Source organism: Psychroserpens sp. (assembly GCF_047633235.1).
Taxonomy (GTDB): domain Bacteria; phylum Bacteroidota; class Bacteroidia; order Flavobacteriales; family Flavobacteriaceae; genus Psychroserpens.
Window position 1 is genome coordinate 20,168 of sequence record NZ_JBLIET010000026.1, and the last position, 22,913, is coordinate 43,080.

Below are 22,913 nucleotides of genomic sequence, written 5' to 3' on the forward strand. Positions count from 1 at the left end.
CATTCTTTAAGATTATAACCCGCTGATAGTAGTGTCCTTAGTAAGGGTTTATAAACTAGGTTATAATCTTAAAATAAAGATAGTTTTTTTGACGTTCTTTGCATTAATATTCAAAATTTATTCGATTAAATGTTGAAATTTAAAGATAAAAGGAACGTAAGCATCGATACTCAGGTTTTTATAAAACCTGAATATTTAAACCATCCTTATATTTCTGGCAATAAATACAGAAAGTTAAAATACAACCTCATTGAGGCTAGAAAAACAGAAAAAGATACCTTGTTAACTTTTGGTGGTGCTTATTCAAATCATATAGCGGCTGTTGCTGCAGTTGGAAGAGAATTTGAGTTTAAAACAATTGGGATTATAAGGGGAGAAGAATTAGCTTCAAAAATAGATTCAAATCCAACGCTTAAGTTTGCCCAATCTTCTGGTATGTCATTTAAGTTTATTTCACGAGAGCAGTATAGAAATAAGACAACTGATGAGTTCATCTCAGATTTAAAAAATGAGTTTGGTGATTTTTATCTTATCCCAGAAGGTGGTACAAATACTTTAGCTATCAAAGGTTGCGAAGAAATATTAACAGAAGTAGATAGAGAATACGATTATATTTGTTGCTCCGTAGGAACCGGAGGTACGATTTCAGGATTAATAAATTCTAAATTACAACACCAAAAAATTCTTGGTTTTCCTGCTTTAAAAGGTGACTTTTTAAGTGAAGAAATCACTAAATTTGTAACTCATGATAATTGGGAGTTAATTACCGATTATCATTTTGGTGGCTATGGAAAAGTTAGCGATTGTTTAATAGAGTTTATCAATAATTTTAAGAAAGTGCATAACATACCGTTAGATCCTATCTACACTGGTAAAATGATGTATGGAATTTACGATTTAATTGACAAAGGCTATTTTCCGAAGCATTCTAAAATATTAGCAATACATACAGGTGGTTTGCAGGGTATTGAAGGAATGAACCAAAGATTAAAACAACAAAATAAGCCGTTAATCATTTAATATTTATGAAGAAAATAGTTGTTTTTTTATTAGTGAGTTTTGTGGTTTTTAGTTGTGGTTCTAAGAAAAAGATCGTCACTAAAAGAGATAAAAGGACTCCAAAAACTGAGCACGTCATTGTCAGTCCAAAGACAGCTACTCAGCCTAAGGAGGTTACGACTATACCTAATGTGGCCGAAAATTCAAACCTTAATGCCGTAGAAATTTATATTTTGAAATATAACGCTATTGCTATGGACGAAATGCGCACATCAAAAATTCCAGCAAGTATTACATTAGCTCAAGGGATTCTAGAATCTGGTTCTGGTAAAGGGCGATTATCGGTTGAGGCGAATAATCACTTCGGAATAAAATGTCATGGATGGACTGGTGAAAAAATATATCACGATGATGATCGGTCTCAAGAGTGTTTTAGAAAATATGATTACCCACATTCTTCTTTTAAAGATCACTCTGAATTTTTAACAGGAAGAGGCAGGTATGCACAACTATTTAAACTTAAGCCTGATGATTACAAGGGTTGGGCAAACGGGCTAAGAGCTGCTGGCTATGCGACTGATAGAAAATATCCAGAAAAATTGATTAGCTTAATTGAGCGTTATAATCTCGATAAATATGATATCATTATTTTGAGCAACAAGTCTGCTGTAAAAGACATGTCCTTTAATCACATTGTGATAACAGGTGATACACTGTATTCATTATCAAAAAAATATAATACGACCGTTGATGAACTTAAACGTCTCAATAGTCTTAATTCTAATGAGATTTCATTAGGTCAATTTCTTATTATTAAACCCAATTAATATGTTATATAAACGTAGTAGTGCGTTATTTAAAAATGCTGAAAACGTTATTCCAGGAGGTGTGAATTCACCAGTTCGAGCTTTTAAAGCAGTAGGTGGAACTCCAATATTTGCTAAATCAGCAAAGGGTGCTTATGTGTATGACGAGGATGATAATCGTTATATCGATTATATTAATTCTTGGGGTCCAATGTTGTTGGGTCACGCGTATGAGCCAGTTGTAAAAGCCGTTATTGAAAAAGCTAAAAATGGTACGTCTTTTGGAATGCCGACAGAAATCGAAACCAAAATCGCAGAGTTAGCCGTTTCAATGGTACCAAATGTTGATAAAATACGTTTTGTAAATTCTGGAACAGAAGCTTGCATGAGTGCTGTAAGACTAGCGAGAGGATTCGCTGGTAAAGAAAAAATCATAAAATTTGCTGGGTGTTATCATGGTCATAGTGATTCTTTTTTAATCCAAGCAGGAAGTGGGGCCGTAACTTTTGGGAGTCCAAATAGTCCAGGTGTTACTCAGGGTACAGCTAAAGATACGTTATTAGCCAGATACAATGATATTGATAATGTGAAAGCATTAATAGAAGCGAACAAAGATGAAATTGCTTGCATAATTGTAGAGCCAGTTGCTGGTAATATGGGGTGCATTCCGCCAAAAGATAATTTTTTACAGAAGCTTAGAACATTATGCGATGCACACAATATTCTTCTCGTTTTTGATGAGGTAATGACAGGTTTTAGACTTGCTAAAGGTGGTGTCCAAGAATTGTACGGAGTTGCTGCTGATATTATTTGCTTCGGAAAAGTCATAGGTGGAGGTTTGCCTGTTGGGGCATTTGCTGCTCGTAATGAGATCATGAATCATCTCGCGCCTTTAGGGAGCGTGTATCAAGCAGGAACACTTAGTGGGAATCCATTAGCAATGGCCGCAGGTCTAGCGATGTTAACTGCAATTAAAAATGATGAAGATCTAATTCAAAGATTAGCAGATAAGACTGAGTATTTGCACAAAGGTTTTGCTAGAGCTTTAGACACATATAATGTCACGCACACAATTAATAGGGAAGGATCAATGATTTCAATTCATTTTTCCGAAGATGAAGTTGTGGATTTTGAAACCGCTGCAAAAGGGGATAATCAGACCTTTAAATCCTTTTTTCATGGCATGTTGAATGAAGGTATTTATATCGCGCCAAGTGCCTATGAATCATGGTTTATAACAGATGCTTTAACCTATGCTGATTTAGATGAAACCATAAGGGCTGTTGAAAAAGTAGCTCAAACATTATAAAACAAAAAATGCGACTCCGATGAGTCGCATTTTTTATGTATTTCGATTTTTATTTATCTCTAAAATACTTTAGATAAATTAGGTATTGTTCTTCGGTAAGAATTTCTCCAAGTTGGCTATCTAAGAACGTGTCAATTTTTTTAAGACGATCTGCATTACCTTCTAAGTCACTGCTTATTTTTTTATAAGCGATACCGTAAGACTGGTAAGCTTTATAAACAGCATCCATTTTTGTTTCCTCAAACTTTACGGTTTTTCTAAGCGCTTTGGTTTTAGAGTTTGCTTCTGCATTAATCTCTAGTGTATTTTGTGCAGTCATATTTTGAGAGCTCAATAATAATGTCAGAGCAAATAGGCAAAGTGTAATTAGTTTTTTCATTGTGGTGTTTTGTAAATGGTTTTACGAATTATAAAATTAGTGTTTTTTGTCATAAAAAAAAGCATCGACGTTAAAAATCGATGCCTATTAATAAAATCTAAACTATTGCTTTTTAATTTTAGGCTCTTTTTTTGCCTTTTGATTTATGCTGACGAAGTGTTTTCATCTTAGTCCATTTTTCATATTGCTCTGCTGTCAATATAGATTTCATTTTTTGTTTCATTGCAATTTTGGTGTCTAATTTTGCATTCAAATGTTCAACACGCTCTTCTTTTGTAGGTTTTTTGGCATCATCATTATTTTTCATTTTCTCACGCTCTGCCATGTTTTGTTTTCTAATCGTTGCTTGCTCTAAAAGCGCTTCTTTTACTTTAGCTTGTTGATCTATAGATAAGTCTAATGCTAAAGTCATTTTTTTTGAACCTAAGGTTGCCATTTCTTCTGGAGAGAGGTCTTTCATCATTTCTCTTTTACCGTTTCTTTCTCCTTTTTTATCTCCTTTTCTGTTGTCTTGTGCAACTGCTTGAAGTGTTATAAAAGCAAAGGCAATTAAAATTAATGTCTTCATAATATTTCTGATTTAATTATTGTTTTGTTTTTAATCGATTGCTCTTTGGACTGTATAATTTAAATTAGGTTTAATATCAATTATGATTTTAACCTCTAATTAACACCTTGTGCTTTTTTTACAAGCGTTAAAGTGGTTTCATAGAGCGTTCTATTTTCCATTTTACTTTTTAGCCATGCGTAGAAACTCATTACGAAAATATCTTCTTGTTTTTCATTAATCCATGTAAAGGAATGTTCTACTTTATCTTTGAATTTTTGTGATGTGACATGCTCAGGGTTTTTGTAAAAAGACTCTACTATTTTTATAAACGTAACAACACGTTCCTGCTTGATTCGCGTTAAGTAATCAAAGTATGAGCGTTTAAAACTTTTAAGTCGGGACTCTATTAAGTCTAATTCTCCAAGTTCTATATAGATAATGATTTCTGCTATATTTTTCTTAATTATCCATTCTTTGCCAGCTTTTTCAATGTAGTATTTGTCGGTGTGGTAGAATTTAGAAAAGATGGTTTTAGCTTCTTTAAATTCTGCTTTTTGGATATAAAACATGACAAGGCCTAGATTAATATCTAATAAAGATTCAATGTCTGCATGCTTGGTTTGTTTGACAGATTCTAAGAGTTCAATGGCTTTATCTTGTTTGTTACTGTAATTATGATTTAGGGCTGCGAGTAAGTAATATTTAAGTTTAAATGAAGAATAATGTTTTTTTCGTTGCTGATGCATTAAGTCATTCATTACATCTAAATGCTCCAAAGATTCTTTGAATTTTTTATTTCTGAATAAGGTATTCGCAATCATGTAAACAACCTGAAGATGGTAGATCAACTGCTTGTCTTTAGCTATGTGGTTTTTGATTTTCTCGTAAGTTGCAACTAAAAAGGGCTCAACTTTCAAATAGTCATTGGTCACAAAAGCAGAAAGACTCACAATGGTCATTAACTGATATAAAGATTTAAATGACAAGGATTCACTTATTTCAATATTGTGTTCTTTAAGCGTGTTATTGAGAATGGTTTCAAAATCTAAAACTTTTCCTTTATAAATCATATCATTTAAGGTTTGTCTAATTTTTGCATAAACGATATTTAGCTCCTCTTCAATAAAATGATGTTTTTGATTACTTCGGAAATTTGCAATCAATACATTAATATCCACGGACGGATTAAGATAGGCATACTGGATTTTTGTATGATAAATTTCATTTAAAATAGGAAACAACTGGTGATCTTGGGCTAAACTTTCAGCTTTGTCTAGAATTTTATAAGCTATGTCTGGTTTTTTGTGAATGAGAAACGTTCGAGATGCCAATATGTATTTTATGATTTGCATGTCCACAGAATTTTCTTCTTCTAAGTTTAAATTCGCTGTAAAGTCAATAAGAGATTGGTATAAGCGTTTTCTCAATGCGTGATAAGCGACTTTGTTGTCTGTTTTGTAAATCGTTTTGCAAATGGCTTTAGATGTTAGTTCCTTCTGGGCTAAAAGTGTAAAGAGTTCTATGTTTTTGGTGTCACTACGTTTGTTTTTTTTCTCTAGATAATTGATGAAACGTTGCGCGTCTTCCGAAGAAAGCGTGGAAACTATAGCCTTTAAGTCTGTCATTTAATCGTCAGTTAAATTATGATATATTAAGTAAATATAATAGTTAAGTAGGGATTTATTAATATATAATCGTCTGTTTTTAGAAAAAATCGGATTTTTTAACCTTACAAACTGTCGAATATTTGTCCGGTAATCAATACAACAAAATAGTATGCAACAGTTTATTAAAACCACAGCTTTTATTATAGCGATAAGTGTGATGATTGTGTTTTCAAAGCAGATTCAAGATGAAATTGTAGACAGTTATAATCATTGTGTATATCAATTAGCAAGTAGAACGATGACGAGTTCAAATCCAATTGGTTTTTAAAATGCAACTTAAAAAATTAAATAACGCATTTATTGTCACAACTGGAGTCTCAGCAGTTGTATTTGTCTACTTGGTGTTTTTGGGATATGATGAAATCAAAACTTTAAAAGATGTTGTGAAAATTATAGCATCCATCTTGTTCCCGTTGCCAATGTTGTTTTTTGTGCGCTTTCTATTGATTGAACATTTTTTGCCACAAAATACAGATGAATATAAGCTGAAACACCAAAAACCAGCAACCATTTTACTAGTCGCTAGTGTTATTATAGGCGTTGTGAGCATGCAAGTTGTAGAAAGGGTCACAGGTCAAACTCTAGAAGATCATCTTGTTTTTGCGCATCTCATTAACTCCACAGCGTTAAGTAGCTATGTGCTTAATTACATTTTGTACAACAATTTGAGAGTCAACGGAATTTTAAGTGGTGTTCTACTCTCATTAGCTGTTCATGTTTTTTTTTAACCGCTTAATTAAACGAAAAATAAAGTAAAATCATCAAAAATTTAAAATTATGAATCCAATTATTCAACCTCTAAAACCGAGAAGTAATGCAAACAAAAGGGAATTGCTATTTACATTTCAATCCATAATTCTAACCGGTTTACTAGCCTTTACTGCTATTGCGTTTTTCTTTTACTATGATTTAACCATTGTAAAAGGGATCAAAGTCATTTTTGCTCCATTTTTATCTGTTGTCCCACTTCTATTTATTTTATCCATCCTTAGAGATTTGAGAAAAGGCTTTGAAGAAGGGAATTACGCTAAAAATGAGATTGTCAAATTCTGTCTCATTACAATAGGTATTACTATAGCATTTACAGGAGTTACTTATTTGCTCTCAAGAATTGATGCTTTAGAAATATTATTAGCAGCTATCATGACCATATTAAGTGCGGTATTCTTTCTAAGAAGTAAAATCAAAGATATTCTGGGTATGAGTATTATTACAGGGATTGCCGAAGGGATTATCGTCTATATGATTTTTTTGTTTTGATGACTGGCAATTTAAACACTACAATTTTAAATCAGTTTTAAAATTAGTAATGCCTTTTGCATTAGTGTCAATTGCTGTCTTTATTGGTGTTGGTTATATTCAAGGAACACTAAATCTAACATGGCACTGTTATTCATCACATATTCAATTTAGGCAACGGTCCAACAATTTCTAACTATTAGTTTGGTTTCTAGAAATTTGAGTAAATTTAAATCAAAGTAATTTAAAAAGATAAGTACCATTCTTATCATTGCTACTTTGTTTTCTTTAGAGCATTATCCATCAGTTTAGTTATTGATTGTTACATTTATCCTCTCGGTATTTCATAGGTGTATTTATTTGAAAGCTAATAACCTCTATGTATTAGTTGCATTTCAAGGTTGGTTAGTCACTTTGTTTTACAATAACCGTTGTTAATCAAGAACCATTTGCAGATGTATATTTAAAATATTTAAATAAATAAGTTATGAATTCAAAGCTCATTAAAGACTTACCAGATTTGGTGACTAACGATGTGATTTCTCAGGATGTTGCTTCAAAAATTGAACAGTATTATTTAGCCAAACAACAACAGACTCCTAATAGGTTATTTACGGTATTTGGTGTTTTAGGATCGCTATTGGTTGGTTTGGGTATCATTCTCATTCTTGCCCATAATTGGGATAATTTTCCGAGAGGTGCTAAAACTATTTTAGCTTTTTTGCCATTGGTAATTGGTCAATGTTTTGTAGTGTTTTCAATTCTTAAGAAAAAAAGCGTCGCGTGGAAAGAAGCATCAGGCACTTTTCTGTTTTTTACCATAGGATCTAGTATTGCACTTGTAAGTCAGATTTATAACATCCCAGGTAATTTGAGTACCTATATATTAACTTGGATTATTTTGAGTCTGCCTTTAATATATCTACTCAAATCAAATGCAGTTGCAATATTAAATATGATATGTATTACGTATTATGCTTGTGAATTGGGTTATGGTTTTGGGTCATTTGGTCATACACCTTGGTTATATCTTGTAATGATGGCAACCATTGTTCCTCATTATTATAGATTACTCAAACATCATAAAGAAGCTAATATTACATCTATATTTAATTGGTTAATCCCAATAAGTATGACGATAGTATTAGGTGCTTTTGTAGATCAGTTAACAGAATTAGGTTTCTTAATGTATCTCTTAATGTTTAGTCTATTTTATAATATTGGTAAGATTTCGTTTTTTGATCAACAAAAATTACGACGTAATGGCTATTTAATCTTTGGTTCTTTAGGAATCGTAATAATAGTTTTAACTATGAGTTTTGACGGCTTTTGGTATATGGAGCGTTTCTTTATTAACACTCAAGAGATGTATGTGTCAATAATTCTATTTGCAGCTAATTTGGGTCTTCTTATATATTCCTATTCAAAGGGATGGTTGAAAACGTTCAATTTATTTCAATTTGTATTTATACTGTTTTCTATGGTGTATATGTTTGGACTAAATATACCAATCGTAGGCACAATAGTGGTCAATCTGACTGTCTTGGCCTTAGGGATTATGACTATTAAAATAGGAATAGATAAATTTCATTTTGGTGTTTTGAATTATGGATTATTAATCATTACAGCATTAATTACTTGTCGGTTTTTTGATACTAATATGAGCTTCGTTATTAGAGGTTTATTATTTATATGTATTGGTTTAGGATTCTTTCTAACCAATTATATAATGCTCAAAAAGCAGAAATCAAGAGTTGAATCATTAAAACATTAAGTTATGCAACGTAAACATATATTTATTGTATTTATCATTTTGGCGATAGTTCAAATTGCAGTGCCAGCACAAATGATTTTTAATCGCGAGGCTGTTTTAAAATCAGGAACAGCTTTTAAATTTAAGACAGAACCAATAGATCCCTCAGATCCATTTAAAGGAAAATATATTTCTCTAAATTATGACCTTGATAATTTTAAAACAAAAGATACCATTTGGATGCGAAATCAAGAGGTCTATATTTCAATTGCAAATGACAGTTTAGGCTTTGCTAAGGTGATTTTGGCTAGTTTAGAAAACCCTAAAAAGGGACATTTTGTAAAAGCTAAGGTTGATAGTTATTCAGAATATGACAGCATTTTAAGGTTTTCATTACCCTTCAATGAATTTTATATGGAAAAGACTAAAGCTTATAATGCAGAGTTAGCTCATAGAGACGCTCAGCGTGATTCGTTGTCAGATAATACGTTTGCTCTGGTTTACATAAAAAATGGCGACGCTGTTTTGGATAACGTATTTATTAATGAGATTCCAATTGCCACTTTTGTTGAGGAGTAGTTAAATCGTATTCATTGTAATTTTTTGTTATCTTGTTATTAAAACAAAGTCTCTTATATGGCATATTGGTTATCTAGTATTATTACAGTTCTTGTTGGTTATATTGCAATTAGTACCGCATTATATTATTTACAAGACTACATGCTTTTTAAGCCAGAGAAGTTGCCAATAGATTTTCAATTTGATTATGAAAATCAGGATACGAAGGAGTATAACCTTGAAACACGGGATGGCGCAACGATTAACGGATTACGCTTTTTTCCTAAGGGAGAAAGTAAAGGGGTTGTATTGTATCTCAAAGGAAATTCTAAAAGCATTAAAGGTTGGGGGAAGTTTGCGGTAGATTTTACAAGACATGGCTATAATGTGTTGATGGTCGATTATCGTGGCTTCGGAAAAAGCACAGGCAGACGCTCTCAAAAAGCTATTAAACGAGATTTGCAACTCGTCTATAATAAGCTTAAAGAGCAAACAACAGAAGACCGTATTATTCTATATGGAAGATCACTAGGCTCAGGTTTTGCAGCAAAACTCGCTTCAATGAATCATCCTAAAATGTTGGTTCTCGATGCACCATATTACAGTTTAACTAAAGTGACAGCAAGATATGCGCCTTTTATGCCTTTATCTTTATTGCTGAAATATCCACTACCAACCTATAAATGGCTCAAATATGTACAATGTCCAATTCATATTATTCACGGGACACATGATAAATTAATTCCGTTTAAAACGAGTATTAAATTATCGAAAGTAAACCCAAAATTGACGAAATTACATACCGTTATTGGAGGAGGACATAAAAATCTAAATAATTTTGAATCGTATCATAGTATGTTGGACGATATTTTAAATAAAATACCTAAAACCATCGATTTACAAACCACAAGTATCAATGTCATCCATTCCTCAAAACCGAATAAAAAAAAGGCTTAACAAAGTATTCAAGATACTTTTGATTTTATATCTTATGATAAGCACATTACTCTACTTTTTACAAGAAAAACTACTATTTTTTCCTACGGAATTAGCTCAAGACTATCAATATCAATTTGCATATCCTTTTGAAGAGCTGTTTCTTAAACCTTCAGAAAACGTTAGTATCAATGCTATTCATTTTAAAACCGAACACCCAAAGGGGGTTATTTTATATTTCCATGGGAATGCAGGAGATTTAAGTCGTTGGGGACTGATTTCTCAATTTTTCGTGGCAAAAGAGTATGACGTACTCATTATGGATTATCGTACCTATGGAAAAAGCAAAGGGAAACTTAGCGAGCAAGCTTTTTATGAGGATGCGCAATATTGTTACGATTATTTATTGAAGCAGTATTCGGAAAGCAGTATTACCATCTACGGCCGTTCTTTAGGAACCGGTATTTCAACGTTTTTGGCTTCTAAAAATAACCCGAAGCAATTGGTTTTAGAAACACCTTATTATAGTATTTTGGATGTAGCTAAAAATCGATTTCCTGTTTTTCCTGTGTCTTCATTGCTGAAATATAAGTTTCCATCAAATGAGTTTATATTGGATGTAAAATGTCCAATTACTATGTTTCATGGCACAGACGATAGTGTGGTACCATATTCTTCCGCAGAAAAATTAGAAGCGGTTGTCTTAAAAAACAAAGCGATGTTAATCACCATAGACAGTGGTAGTCATAATAATCTGATTGATTTTGAAGAATATAGGAAAGGAATTGATTCTATTCTATAAGGCGGTTTATCTGTATTTTTTTAGTGCTTTTTTTTTGCCAATTCTTCTAAATCCAACCAGTACTGCATAAACCGTTGCGAGTATTAGCGCAAGGAGTAATGCGGTTTCTGAAGATGATTTATCAAGATTAACGGTGAAGTAATAAATCCAACAAACAACCAAAAGTAAATTGAATAACAAGATCATTGGTTGTCTAGATTCTATCCTTTTTAAAGTACTGTCTTGAACAACAAACGTATTAGATATCGTGTCATGAATAGCTCTTTCGTCATCGCTAATTCCAGAGAAAATACTAATAAATCTACTTATACTTCTTATGAGTAATTGAAAAATACTCGGTTTTTTACCATCCTTATTGACCACTTTTGTTTGTGTTTGGAATTTCCCAGGAGTTCTACTATACATAACTTCAAAACAAAAATAATACACAAATCTAACACCTAGATAAATGGCGAAAGCTTTAAGGTATATTGAAAAACCTAATATTATTGAAGGATAGATTAGGTAGGTGATTGCTACAACTAGAAGTCCTAAAATAGAAGATAAAATAAAATCGATACCTAGATTTTCACCACGTTCAGTTTCGTTGGCTAAATTGTGATTTGGGTATTTTTGGTGTGTTATTTTCATAGATTAAAACTAAGATTCAAAGATATAAACTAAAAAAAGAAAAAGCTCCAGATTTCTCTGAAGCTTTTCCCATATTTCTTATCTTATATAAACACACTAAAGTGTCTGATAAACAAGTCTAATTAATTATCCATTAGGATTCAATATCGCATCAATACGCTCAAGAGCATCTGCAATGTGCATTCTACTTAAGGTATCTGCACCACGAGATGAACGTAAAGAGCTACGTAAATATTTTAGTTCTGCTCTTACAACAGCTCTAATATCTGACTGGCTTGTATTAACAGGAGTGATTTTTACATAAGGACTAGATGAGCGTCCACTTTGATTACCAATAGTCATCATTTGAGCTAATCTATCAATGTGAGCACGTTGTAAATTACGTCTGTAAGTATCAATTTTATTACCCTTTTGTAATTCACTCCAAATACCTTTACGAAGATCACTCATCATATCAGGTAATGAATATGCATCACTATCGTAAGTATGTGCTTCTGTCAAACGTTGCATTTTGCCTAAGCTCATGATGTTGTTAAGTGATCTTACTTGTATTGCGCGAACACGCTCTACTGAACCCGTAAATTCGATACGATCAAAAATAGTTTTGTCAATCAACCAATCTTGTGTTGTAAATAAATTATCTTGGATGAATTGCATCGCCTCCTCTTGTTTTTCTTTTGGTACAGCAGTATAGACTGCTCCTGGCTGATCTGCAGCTTTATAATTTTCATAAACACCACCAATGTTATTAGAAACGTGTCCCATATAACGGTTGTACTGAGAAATTACATGACCATACATTTCTTGCAAGTCGTCATAGTCTTCCCCAGCCTCTGTAGTCCACTCAATTAAGTTGGGTACAATACGTCTCAAGTTTTTAATTCCATATGAACTCGCTAACATAGCATCGTCTCCTAAGTCTTCAGTTTGAGAACTTGGATCTACAACATCTCCAGCTTGTTGGTGGCCAAAACGATACATTGGGTCTCCTGCATGATCCATAATCCATTTGTTAAGGATAGGCTTTTCTTCCTCTGCAGTTTTTCCGAAGATAGGTCTGTAACCCCAAGAAATGGCGTATTTATCATAAATTCCAATATCTGGCATTAGTGCGACGCCTTCGTCACCAGGCTGTGCTATGTAGTTAAAACGTGCATAATCCATAATTGATGGCGCAGTACCATATTTTTGTGTAAATGCTGCATCACGTAATTTTTCTACGGGATACGCAACACTACTTCCCATATTGTGAGGTAAACCTAAGGTATGTCCAACTTCATGAGATGATACAAAACGAATTAAACGTCCCATAACTTCATCTTTAAATTGCGGACTCTGAGCATCAGGGTTAATAGCAGCAGTTTGTACAAAGAACCAGCCACGTAATAAAGACATGACGTTGTGGTACCAGTTAATATCACTCTCAAGAATTTCTCCCGTTCTAGGATCACTTACGTGAGGTCCATTTGCATTTGGAATAGGAGAGGCTAAATAACGCACAACTGAGTAACGGGCGTCTTCTGGGCTCCATTCTGGGTCTTCTTCAACTGTTGGTGGATCCATAGCAATAATTGCTTCTTTAAATCCAGCGGCTTCAAATGCTACTTGCCAATCTTCAATACCTTGTTTGATGTATTTTCTCCATTTTACAGGTGTCGCTCTATCTATATAGTAAACAATTTGTTTCTTCGGAATCACCAATTCTCCGCGAGTAAATGCAGCGATGTCTTCATCTTTAACTTCTAATCTCCAGCGGTCTAAAAACTCTAAGGATTTACTTTTTTGATCTTCTAATCCGTAATCTGTTTGACTACTTGTAAACCAACCAACTCGCTCATCAAAATAACGACGCTTCATTGGGTTGTCTGGTAATAAGATCATGGAGTTATTAATTTCAATAGAAATACTTCCCGTACTTGAATTAGAAGGTGGTCTTCCCGCAGCATATGTTTTTACGTGTCTCGCTTCAATATTTCTTGGGTAACTTTTTATATTTTCAATAAAAGATTTATCACTTTCTAAGCGTGTTACTTTAAAAGGTGTTCTCCGGAAAGATGGTAAACCTAAAGATTTCACGTCTTTTTCAAATAAAGGTGTCGCATCAATGACAGTACTTGTTGAATCTTTACTGAATGCCTCAATTGGAAACGTATATAGAACAGGTTCAAAATTTGAATTTAATACTGCTTCACTAACTGGTAGTGAGTCTGCAGCAACAACGTTATAAGAGACAACGCGTACAATTACTTTTTTGCCTTTTTTCTCCCAACGTAATACTTGTTCATTTTGTTTTCCCCCACCAAAACCTAATCCGCTGGCAGTTTTAGAAATACGAGTCACCATTAACATCTCTCTATCAAAAAGAGAATCTGGAATTTCGTAGTAGTATTTGTCATCCAATGTGTGAACAGTAAATAGCCCAACGTCACTTTTTGCATCTTTGGTAATGACTTTATTGTAAGGTTTGGGGTCATTTTTTCCAGGCTTCTTTGCTGGGGTTTTAGCAGCAGCGGCAGCAGCGGCATCTTTTTTGCTCGCTTTCTTTGCTGTTGAACAGGATACAGCAACAAAGAATACGGAAACTACTAGTAGTAGTTTAATAGTAAAGTGTTTCAAGGTGGTTGATTTTTAAATTAGTCTCCTAAAATAAGAAATCCCTATGTCTGATGGAAATGGATAGGATGCTTTTAATATTAATTTAACTTAATATTTAGTAAATCGACAAATAGAGATAGCTAGGCTAAAGACTTTTTTTAATCTTACTCTAAAGTGTCCAAATATTCTAAAATTAATGCAACACCCTCGTCATGCAATATTGTCGTTCCAATCCATGGCATTGTTAATCCTGGTTGAAAGTCTGAGGAGACCCTTAATATAATGCTGTTCTTTCTATTTTGAATATTTGAATCTGTAAGGCTATTCTCGTAGTCTAGCCTCAATATAGATTGTGTTTCACAATAGCCTCCATCAGTATGGCAATGTGCACAATTAATGTCGAAATAAGCCCTTGCACGTTCTTCTAATGAGTAATTGGTATCATCCCATTTTGGTAAAACAGTCACCTCGGATGGATTTGTTAATCCGTCGAGAAGTTCACTGTCAATTAAACTTTGTAATTGATTTACACCATCCACATTAAAATTTAATGTTCTTAGTCTTGGGCCAATTGGTCTTTTTACGTCATCACTTCTATGGCAAGTGAAGCATTGGTTGTCTGAGGGTATTTGGTAATTAATAGAGTTTGTTTCTCCATCAGCATCGATCCAAGTTACTGGAACAATGCTACTATCTGGATTTAAAAAAGCTTCAGTTTGAGCGGCATTCCACTTATAATCACCAGTTTGCCATAATCCATCAATTTTTATAAGAATTCTAGTTTCGATAATGTGTTTACCAAGAGATAAATCTGTCTCATTATTATTGTAGTAAAAGGTCTTGGCAATCAAGGAATTGTTAGGAAATAAAGGTAAGCCATCTCCATTATAAGTCATTTTCTCACCATCAGGAAGTACTATAAAACGCAGTTTGTAGGCATAATCTGAAAATAACGTGCTATTCAAAGTGTATTTAAATGATTGTGGTGTGGGTTCTAAGTTTTCAATATTTCCAACAAACAGATTTAATTCTGAAAGTGTTGTTTTAAACTCCGGAACTACAGCTGGTGAATTGGTAGTAAAACTATAAACATTGGTATACATACTAATATTACTCACCGAGCAAATAGTTTGTAAATACATATCATAGATGGTATTAGGATTTAAACTTATAAGGTCAATACTAGTGTCTGATGTAGAAATTAATGTTCCAGATCCTAAGGAAAATCCAGTAATTCCATACTCTAGTGTGTAAAGTGCAGTTGTGCTTTCACTGTCCCAAGACAATATTGCTGAGTTATCAGTTACAGAACTCGATGATACATTAATACCTTGATCACACGCTGCAATTAAATCATCATCACTAGTACAATTAAATAAAAACGTAAGGGTGAAAATTAATAAACAGATTTTTTTTAACATATGTGATGCTTTTTCTTTGTACAACTTGAGTACGAATTTAATAAAAAAATAGTAATTCTTGGTGTCGACAAGAAAGCCACGACATCGTGGCTTTTTTGTTACTTATTACTTTGAAATTTTGCTGGATTACTCCAGTGAGTTTATGTACTCAATAAGCAGGTCAACGCCTTCGTCATGAATAATTGTAGTGCCAATTAAAGGCATCCCATATTGTGGAATTGTATTTTGAATTCTTGTTAGAATACTATTGCGACTTTGTGAGATTGAAGATTCTTCATAAGCCGTTTCATATCCTAATCTTAAATTTGATTGTTCTTCACAAAAACCACCTTGAATATGACAGTGCGCACAATTGATATCCATGTAGGCTCGTGCGCGCCTGTCTAAAGATACCGTTGGGTCGTCCCATTTAGGTAAAAGACTAACGCTTGTTGGGTCAGATAACCCCTCGAGCATATCATTATCAATTAAACGCTGTATTTGATTGGATCCATTAAAGTCAAAGTTGATAGTACGCATTTTTGGACCTATTGGAGTCATTGAGCCACTCGTTTGGTGACATTTAAAGCAATCTGTGTTTGATGGAATTTCATAGTTAACACTATTAGATTGGCCTTCAGAGTCAATCCAACTCACAGGAACAGTGCTTCCATTGAAATCTAAAAAAGCTTCAGTTTGAGCGTCATTCCATTTGTAGTCTCCAGTTTCCCATGATCCCTCAATCTTTATAAGTAATCTCGTTTCTATAATTTTTTGTCCAAGTGATGGGTCTCTATCATCAATATTGTAGTAAAATGTTTTTACTATGATTGAATTTTCCGGAAAAATAGGTAAGCCTTCTCCATTATATGTTAATTTTTGACCCGTAGGTAAAACAAAAAAGCGCTGTTTTGTAGCATAATCTGAAAATAATTTTGAATTTAAATTGTATTCAAAACCATAAGGTGTAATATCTAAATTGTTGAGGTCGTCTATGAATAAATTCAATTCTGAAAGTGTAGGTCTAAATTCTGGAATAACAGGAATTGCTAATGTTGTAAACGAATTCGTACTGGTACTTGGGCTCACATTACTACCATTGCAAATAGCTTTAATATAGAAGTCGTAATTGGTATTAGGCATTAGACCTGTAATATCTAAAGAGGTATTGTTGGCTGCTAGGGTTGTCCCAGAACCTAGACTAAATCCAGAGGCTCCAAATTCTAACTCATAAGTGCTACCTGTGTTAACAGTGTCTTCCCAAGCTATAACTGCAAACGTATCTGTAATCATGCTTGAACTTATATTTGTAACTGCTGCACACGGTGACTCAGACGTTGTAAAACTATACCCATCAGTAAACATACTTATGTTATTCTCAGAGCAAACTGTTTGAACATAAACATCATAAGTTGTGTTGCCTTGCAACCCTGAAATAGAAACATTAATATTTGTTGACGATATTGAAGTTCCTCCGCCTATTGCAAATCCGGAAAGGCCATATTCGACAATATAGGACTCTGTATTGCTAGCATCATTCCAAGATATATGTGTTGAACTATCTGTTACTGAATTTGATGATACGCTAGTAACAACATTACAAGCAGCTACCATGTCGTCATCAGTATTACAGGCAGTTATAAATACTACGACAAACAGCAGTAAAGCAATTCTTTTAAGCATTTGGGTTCTTTGTTTCTGATTAATAGCACAACGAAAGTAGTAATTTTATTCTCAGAAGACTTATTAATTCGTTGTTAGGTAATATTTTGACTTTGAAATAATAATAATTTTATCTATTTGTTTTTTCAAGGCTTGAGAAAACAAAAAAGCATATCCTAATTAAGAATATGCTTTGTGATTACTTTTATGTTCTGTGTATTATAATTTGTTTAATCTATTTTCCGCAGAAAATTGGGTGTTACACCATTTCAACAAACAAGTCATCATCGTTCTTGATGACTTTTGCAACACTTTTAGATGTTAATCCTTTTATAGATTTATCCCACTTTTTGTTGCTTAAACCAGATTGTGCTTTAAGGTCATTAAGAGCTATTGGCGAATTTGATTTAAGAATGGTGAAAATTGCTTTCTCTTCTTCACTCATTTCTACTTTCTTCTTCTCTGGACGCATTTGAGGAAAGAATAATACTTCTTGGATGGATTGATTGTTTGTTAAAAACATCACTAAACGATCCATTCCAATTCCCATTCCAGAGGTTGGAGGCATACCATATTCTAGGGCACGTAAAAAGTCTTCATCTATAAATTCGGTAGCTTCATCATCACCTTTTGCAGCAAGTTTTAGTTGATGCTCAAAGCGCTCACGTTGATCAATTGGATCATTCAACTCAGAATAGGCGTTAGCAATCTCTTTTCCGCAGACCATCAATTCAAAACGCTCTGTTAGTTCGGGGTTATCGCGATGTTCTTTACATAAAGGGCTCATTTCTTTTGGATAATCGGTAATAAACGTTGGTTGGATATAATTACCCTCACATTTTTCTCCAAAAATCTCGTCAATGAGCTTTCCTTTACCCATAGTATCGTCAACTTCAATATGCATGTCTTTTGCAGCTTGGCGAATTTCAGACTCACTCTTATCCGAAATATCAAAACCAGTAAAATGTTTAATAGAATCTGCCATGGTTACACGAGCGTAAGGTGCTTTGAAGTTGATTTCATGCTCTCCAAAGGTGGCTTCTGTTGTGCCATTAACAGCCATTGCGCAATGTTCTAAAAGACGCTCGCAAAAAGCCATCATCCAATTGTAATCTTTATAGGATACATAGATTTCCATAGCGGTAAACTCAGGATTGTGAGTTCTATCCATTCCTTCATTTCTAAAGTTTTTAGAAAACTCATAGACACCATCAAAACCACCAACAATCAATCGTTTTAAATACAACTCATTGGCAATTCTCATATATAACGGAATGTCCAAGCTGTTGTGATGTGTAATAAACGGACGAGCAGCTGCACCTCCAGGAATAGGTTGAAGGATGGGTGTTTCTACTTCGAAATATCCCGATGTATTGAAAAACTCACGCATTGCAGTGAACAACTTTGTACGTTTCAAAAAGACTTCTTTAACTTTTGGGTTTACTACCAAATCTGCATAACGTTGCCTATAACGTAATTCTGGATCTGTAAAAGCATCATAAATTTTGCCATCTTTTTGTTTAGGAATTGGTAAGGGTTTTAAAGATTTACTTAGCAATTTAAAATGCTTTACCATGACGGTTTTTTCACCAACTTGTGTTGTGAATAATTCACCTTCAATACCTACGAAATCTCCTAAATCTAATAATTTTTTAAAGACATCGTTATATAAAGATTTGTCTTCGCCAGTACATATTTCATCCCTATTAAAATATAATTGAATACGACCTTCACTATCTTGTAACTGTCCAAAAGAAGCTTTTCCTTGAATATTAATAACCATTAATCGACCAGCAATAATAACCTTTTTACCATTTTCAAAATTGTCTTTAATCTGTTTTGAGGTATGATCTACAGGAAATAAATCTGCAGGATAAGGATTGATGTTTAAGGCTCTTAATTTTACGAGTTTCTCGCGTCTTACTAATTCTTGTTCTGAAAGCTGCATGCTAAATATATTTTAGAGATCCTATCTTAACGATAAGAATCGCAAAATTACATTATTTACCATTATTAACGTAAAAAAACCATTAGGTTTTATGATCCTAATGGTCTCTTTTTAATCTATTAATTTAACCCGATGTTCATTTTGAATTATTTCATCGATTTCTCCCTAATGCCACAGGACATATCGATTAAACTTTTGATTTCCATTTTTGGTATTAAAGTTTCCAGGAGATTTGAAAAACAGATACGTTATCCTAATTATGCTACTATTAGATCCAATCGTGCAACTATTTAATGTCGTTTGTTTTTACAACTTTAAGATTTTCTAGGGAACCTTTATTGTCTGGAAATGATTTAGTATCTAAATCAAATGCTATAATTGCCGCTTGTTGTCTGCAGGGTAGCGTTTATAATAGTAATTATTGACCATCTAAATTTTTCAAAACGTCACCTTTAATCCTTAACATCTTATTGCTTTCACTAGCATTTGACATCACAGTAATAGTTTTAGAGAACTTACCAAGTCTGTTGGTTGCATATTTAATGCTAATCTCTGCAGAGTCCCCTGGGAGAACTGCTGTTTTAGGATATGTGGGTTCCGTGCAACCACAAGATGTTTTTACATTAGAAATAACAATTGGAGCATGACCTGTATTTTTAAAATTGAAAATTCTAATACCATCTGCATGTTGTTCTATGGTTCCATAATCTATGGTTTCAGATTCAAATGTAAGTATACCAGACGTCTGGCTTTGAGCAATGGACAGACTAGTAAATAGTAATACGATGGCAATTAGAGTGACATTTAAAATTGATTTTAAACTGTTTGTTTTACATGTAATGAAATTCATAATATTTTGTTTTTGGTTAATAGGAAACAAACATCATGAATAACTATTAAAATTGTTTGAAATTGTAGGTTGAAATAGGTGCTAGTCCCTAGGTTGATTTTTGTAACTATTTATAAAACAGAGACTTTAATTCGTCTCTAGAATTTACATTTAGCTTTTTGTAGATGTTATTTACATGAGTTTTTACGGTACTCACGCTTATAAAAAGAGTTTCTGCTATGTTTTTGTTGGTCTTATCCTCAAGCAGTAAGGCCAAAACATTCTGTTCTTGCTTTGTGAGCTCCTCTTTAGCCTTGTTACGCTGTCTTGATTTTTTTTGTTTTGCTGAAATGAGAAACCATAAATTTACGATAGATGACACAATAAGTAAGCTCACCCAGAGATAAGACCAGCTAAAGTTTGATTTTGTTTCCGAAGATAATACAATAAACTTATCTGAAGTTAACTCGGCCTCATACTGTTTTGTATAGTTAGAATGTGGATATGCGTTTTTTAATCGTTCTAGTAATTGGTCATAATATGAGTTCGTTTTTAAATCTTCTAGATAATAGTAATGTAATTGATTGCCACGATCAGATAAGAACGCATAAATATAGAGTTCAGCTAGAGGTTCATTCAGGTCTTGGCCATAATCTTGTAACGTTTTAAACCATTTTTTGTTGTTTAATTGTCGGTTAGCTTTGCTCCTATATTCAGAATAAGCAAATTTCATTTCCTCTTTAAGCGAGTCAATTTTAATGAAAGCGTTCGTCTTTGGATTGTTTGAGATGATATCACAAAACATTTGGGCATCAAAAGATAGAGGGAATGTTATCGAGTCTGTACGTTTCGCAATGAATAAAATGTCCTTATAGTCTGTGCAATGACCATCAAAATGCTTGCCGCTTTGGTTAAACGATGTGCAATTGTCCACATGTAGTTTATATATTTTTTGGTTGATATCCAACTGGTTTTTATCAAACTTAAAGAAACCACTAGAATCGCTTTTTACTTTTGTAATAATCTGTTCTTCGTCAATGCCGTCAAATGTTCGGTAGTCTTCAATAACCGAAAGATAGATGTCGTTTTGCCAACGTTCATTATCAATGTGACCTTCAAAATGGTGTTGCGCTACAGCCACATTTCCGAAGAAAAAAATAATGATGTATCCTAAATATCTCACAGCACTAAACTACTATATTTTATTGAAATGTAACAAAGAAAAGCAATTGACGTCCTATAATTACTGCATTCAATTCTTGTCGAGTATATTTCGGCATCATTAAAATACTTAAATATGAGTTTTTGGAGAGTTATTCTCGCTATTATTTGTCCACCTTTAGCCGTTATAGGAAAAGGTTGCGGTTCTATTCTAATTGTCTTTATATTATGGATTTGTGGATGGGTTCCCGGTGTGATCGCAGCACTAATAATTCTAAATAATCCCGAGAGATAAAACCGTATCTTTGTGGTAGTGAATCATTAAATAGTTTGAAATGAATAAGTTTTTTACAGGTATAGTATGCGCTATAACATTGACACTTACGAGTTGTCAGTTTTCTGAAAACATATATATCAATGAGGACGGAAGCGGTAAAATGGAGTTCTCTATGGACGCCTCAGAAATGATGGAAAGGGTTTCTCAAATAGGAGATGGAGAAGCTGCAAAAGGTATGGATAGAGTGATGGACTCTACGATAGTTTTCAAGGATTTTATTATAGAAAACAGAGATAGCATCGCTAATTTATCTCCCGAAGAGCAACAAAAAATAATGGCGCTAGAGGATTTTAAGATGCACATACAAATGAATCCTGAAACAAAAAAAATGGTCTTTGATTTAACTACAGATTTTATAGATGCGAATGAACTTCAGGACATGCTTAAAGCGATGAATAGCTTTAGCAACTTACAAGGTCAAGGTGGAGCGTCTCAAAACTCACCGTCAACTTCTTTTTCCGGTATGGGACAGGAGGGTTCTACAGCGGTTAGTTATTCTTTTGACGGGACTGTTTTTAAACGATTTTCTAAAGTTACAGACAAAGAATTACATGCCCAGTCAATAGACAGTCTAGGACAGTCTGCTGCGATGTTTGGTACGTCTAAATATAAAATCAATTATCATTTCCCTAGAGTCGTAAAGTCATTCTCTAAAGAAGGCGCTATGTATAGTGAGGATAGAAAAACTGTTACTTTTGAAGTTGGATTTATGGACATGCTTAAAGATCCTGAGTTATTGGATTTTGAAGTTGTTTTAGAAGATAAATAATGTGAATTCATCTTCACTTTTTCTTTTAACTGCAAAATTTCTATTTTGCACTTTACTTTCCTTGTTTTTTATAAGCGTAGCGGTGCTATGTTGAGTAAAAACACCTTCTTTATAGCACAAACACCAAACTTTTCGGTTTAAAACTAAAGCTCAAGATAAATTCAATGAATAAAGTTATAAAACTCCAAGATTTAGGAACTAAAGACTTTAAAGAGACTTGGGATTACCAAGAACAACTCTTTAAAGGTGTTTTAGAAACAAAAATCAAGAATAGACGCGAGGATGCTGGATTAGAAACAGATAATTATTTTCTGTTTGTTGAGCATCCTCATGTGTACACTTTAGGTAAGAGTGGAGACCTATCTAATTTATTGCTCTCTAAAGAGCAGCTTACTCAAAAACACGCCACCTTTTATAAAATAAATAGAGGTGGAGATATTACCTATCATGGACCTGGTCAAATTGTAGGGTACCCTATCTTAGATTTAGATAATTTCTTTACAGATATTCATAAATACCTCAGATTTCTTGAAGAGGTCATTATTCTTACTTTGGAGGAATATGGCTTAAAAACCGAACGCAGT

The 22,913-nt window shown here is 33.4% G+C and carries 23 protein-coding genes; 13 read left to right on the plus strand and 10 right to left on the minus strand.

The window, feature by feature from the left end; all coding sequences use genetic code 11:
- Positions 1–129 precede the first annotated feature (129 nt).
- From ACJAZK_RS09840 to hemL, 3 genes are read left to right on the plus strand one after another with little or no spacing between them, the layout of a single operon-like run.
- On the plus strand, positions 130–1,020 hold the full coding sequence (locus tag ACJAZK_RS09840; protein WP_415223794.1) for a 1-aminocyclopropane-1-carboxylate deaminase/D-cysteine desulfhydrase: 891 nt from the start codon (positions 130–132) through the stop codon (positions 1,018–1,020).
- A 5-nt stretch (positions 1,021–1,025) separates the two neighbouring features.
- Positions 1,026–1,826: a glucosaminidase domain-containing protein gene (locus ACJAZK_RS09845; RefSeq protein WP_415223795.1), complete on the plus strand. Its 801-nt coding sequence runs from the start codon at positions 1,026–1,028 to the stop codon at positions 1,824–1,826.
- 1 nt (position 1,827) lies between these two features.
- Positions 1,828–3,114, plus strand: a complete 1,287-nt coding sequence (hemL, locus tag ACJAZK_RS09850; RefSeq protein ID WP_415223796.1) for a glutamate-1-semialdehyde 2,1-aminomutase — start codon at positions 1,828–1,830, stop codon at positions 3,112–3,114.
- A gap of 49 nt (positions 3,115–3,163) precedes the next feature.
- On the opposite strand, the gene ACJAZK_RS09855 is transcribed toward hemL, so the two are convergent.
- The 3 genes from ACJAZK_RS09855 to ACJAZK_RS09865 all read right to left on the minus strand — a co-directional run bounded on the left by ACJAZK_RS09855 (position 3,164) and on the right by ACJAZK_RS09865 (position 5,668).
- On the minus strand, positions 3,164–3,493 hold the full coding sequence (locus ACJAZK_RS09855; protein WP_415223797.1) for a hypothetical protein: 330 nt from the start codon (positions 3,491–3,493) through the stop codon (positions 3,164–3,166).
- A gap of 118 nt (positions 3,494–3,611) precedes the next feature.
- Entirely contained in the window at positions 3,612–4,061 is a 450-nt protein-coding gene (locus ACJAZK_RS09860; RefSeq protein WP_415223798.1) for a hypothetical protein, read from the minus strand.
- Between the two features lie 95 nt (positions 4,062–4,156).
- On the minus strand, positions 4,157–5,668 hold the full coding sequence (locus tag ACJAZK_RS09865; RefSeq protein WP_415223799.1) for a hypothetical protein: 1,512 nt from the start codon (positions 5,666–5,668) through the stop codon (positions 4,157–4,159).
- A gap of 151 nt (positions 5,669–5,819) precedes the next feature.
- Here ACJAZK_RS09865 and ACJAZK_RS09870 point away from each other — a divergent pair, with 151 nt between their 5' ends.
- The 7 genes from ACJAZK_RS09870 to ACJAZK_RS09900 all read left to right on the plus strand — a co-directional run bounded on the left by ACJAZK_RS09870 (position 5,820) and on the right by ACJAZK_RS09900 (position 10,998).
- Positions 5,820–5,978 (plus strand): hypothetical protein, encoded by a 159-nt coding sequence (locus ACJAZK_RS09870; RefSeq protein ID WP_415223800.1) that lies wholly within the window; start codon positions 5,820–5,822, stop codon positions 5,976–5,978.
- A gap of 1 nt (position 5,979) precedes the next feature.
- A complete protein-coding gene (locus tag ACJAZK_RS09875; RefSeq protein WP_415223801.1) occupies positions 5,980–6,438 on the plus strand; it encodes a hypothetical protein in 459 nt (152 codons plus the stop codon).
- Positions 6,439–6,487: 49 nt separating this feature from the next.
- Positions 6,488–6,970, plus strand: coding sequence for a hypothetical protein (locus ACJAZK_RS09880; protein WP_415223802.1), 483 nt, complete (start codon positions 6,488–6,490; stop codon positions 6,968–6,970).
- 466 nt (positions 6,971–7,436) lie between these two features.
- Positions 7,437–8,723 carry a DUF2157 domain-containing protein gene (locus ACJAZK_RS09885; protein WP_415223803.1) on the plus strand — a complete coding sequence of 429 codons (1,287 nt, stop codon included), beginning with the start codon at positions 7,437–7,439 and terminating at the stop codon, positions 8,721–8,723.
- Between the two features lie 3 nt (positions 8,724–8,726).
- On the plus strand, positions 8,727–9,281 hold the full coding sequence (locus ACJAZK_RS09890; RefSeq protein WP_415223804.1) for a GDYXXLXY domain-containing protein: 555 nt from the start codon (positions 8,727–8,729) through the stop codon (positions 9,279–9,281).
- Positions 9,282–9,338: 57 nt separating this feature from the next.
- Positions 9,339–10,217, plus strand: coding sequence for an alpha/beta hydrolase (locus ACJAZK_RS09895; RefSeq protein WP_415223805.1), 879 nt, complete (start codon positions 9,339–9,341; stop codon positions 10,215–10,217).
- 34 nt (positions 10,218–10,251) lie between these two features.
- A complete protein-coding gene (locus tag ACJAZK_RS09900) occupies positions 10,252–10,998 on the plus strand; it encodes an alpha/beta hydrolase (protein WP_415223806.1) in 747 nt (248 codons plus the stop codon).
- A 6-nt stretch (positions 10,999–11,004) separates the two neighbouring features.
- Here the strand turns inward: ACJAZK_RS09900 and ACJAZK_RS09905 are convergent, their stop codons facing one another.
- The 7 genes from ACJAZK_RS09905 to ACJAZK_RS09935 form a co-directional block, all read right to left on the minus strand.
- Positions 11,005–11,628: an RDD family protein gene (locus tag ACJAZK_RS09905; RefSeq protein WP_415223807.1), complete on the minus strand. Its 624-nt coding sequence runs from the start codon at positions 11,626–11,628 to the stop codon at positions 11,005–11,007.
- A gap of 126 nt (positions 11,629–11,754) precedes the next feature.
- The gene (locus ACJAZK_RS09910; protein WP_415223808.1) at positions 11,755–14,244 is read right to left on the minus strand and encodes a zinc-dependent metalloprotease; all 2,490 of its coding nucleotides are present in this window, start codon (positions 14,242–14,244) and stop codon (positions 11,755–11,757) included.
- 143 nt (positions 14,245–14,387) lie between these two features.
- Complete coding sequence (locus ACJAZK_RS09915; RefSeq protein ID WP_415223809.1) at positions 14,388–15,644, minus strand: hypothetical protein; 1,257 nt, start codon at positions 15,642–15,644, stop codon at positions 14,388–14,390.
- 126 nt (positions 15,645–15,770) lie between these two features.
- Positions 15,771–17,306 carry a fibronectin type III domain-containing protein gene (locus ACJAZK_RS09920; protein ID WP_415223810.1) on the minus strand — a complete coding sequence of 512 codons (1,536 nt, stop codon included), beginning with the start codon at positions 17,304–17,306 and terminating at the stop codon, positions 15,771–15,773.
- Between the two features lie 238 nt (positions 17,307–17,544).
- On the minus strand, positions 17,545–19,233 hold the full coding sequence (lysS, locus tag ACJAZK_RS09925) for a lysine--tRNA ligase (protein ID WP_415223811.1): 1,689 nt from the start codon (positions 19,231–19,233) through the stop codon (positions 17,545–17,547).
- A 418-nt stretch (positions 19,234–19,651) separates the two neighbouring features.
- Positions 19,652–20,083 carry a DUF1573 domain-containing protein gene (locus ACJAZK_RS09930; protein WP_415223812.1) on the minus strand — a complete coding sequence of 144 codons (432 nt, stop codon included), beginning with the start codon at positions 20,081–20,083 and terminating at the stop codon, positions 19,652–19,654.
- Between the two features lie 106 nt (positions 20,084–20,189).
- Positions 20,190–21,245, minus strand: coding sequence for a helix-turn-helix domain-containing protein (locus tag ACJAZK_RS09935; protein ID WP_415223813.1), 1,056 nt, complete (start codon positions 21,243–21,245; stop codon positions 20,190–20,192).
- Positions 21,246–21,359: 114 nt separating this feature from the next.
- Between ACJAZK_RS09935 and ACJAZK_RS09940 the strand changes: the two genes are divergently transcribed.
- The 3 genes from ACJAZK_RS09940 to ACJAZK_RS09950 all read left to right on the plus strand — a co-directional run.
- Positions 21,360–21,518: a YqaE/Pmp3 family membrane protein gene (locus tag ACJAZK_RS09940; RefSeq protein WP_084142278.1), complete on the plus strand. Its 159-nt coding sequence runs from the start codon at positions 21,360–21,362 to the stop codon at positions 21,516–21,518.
- A 40-nt stretch (positions 21,519–21,558) separates the two neighbouring features.
- Complete coding sequence (locus ACJAZK_RS09945) at positions 21,559–22,329, plus strand: hypothetical protein (RefSeq protein ID WP_415223814.1); 771 nt, start codon at positions 21,559–21,561, stop codon at positions 22,327–22,329.
- Between the two features lie 164 nt (positions 22,330–22,493).
- Positions 22,494–22,913, plus strand: a 420-nt coding sequence (locus tag ACJAZK_RS09950; RefSeq protein WP_415223815.1) for a lipoyl(octanoyl) transferase LipB, incomplete at its 3' end; no start/stop codon positions are given.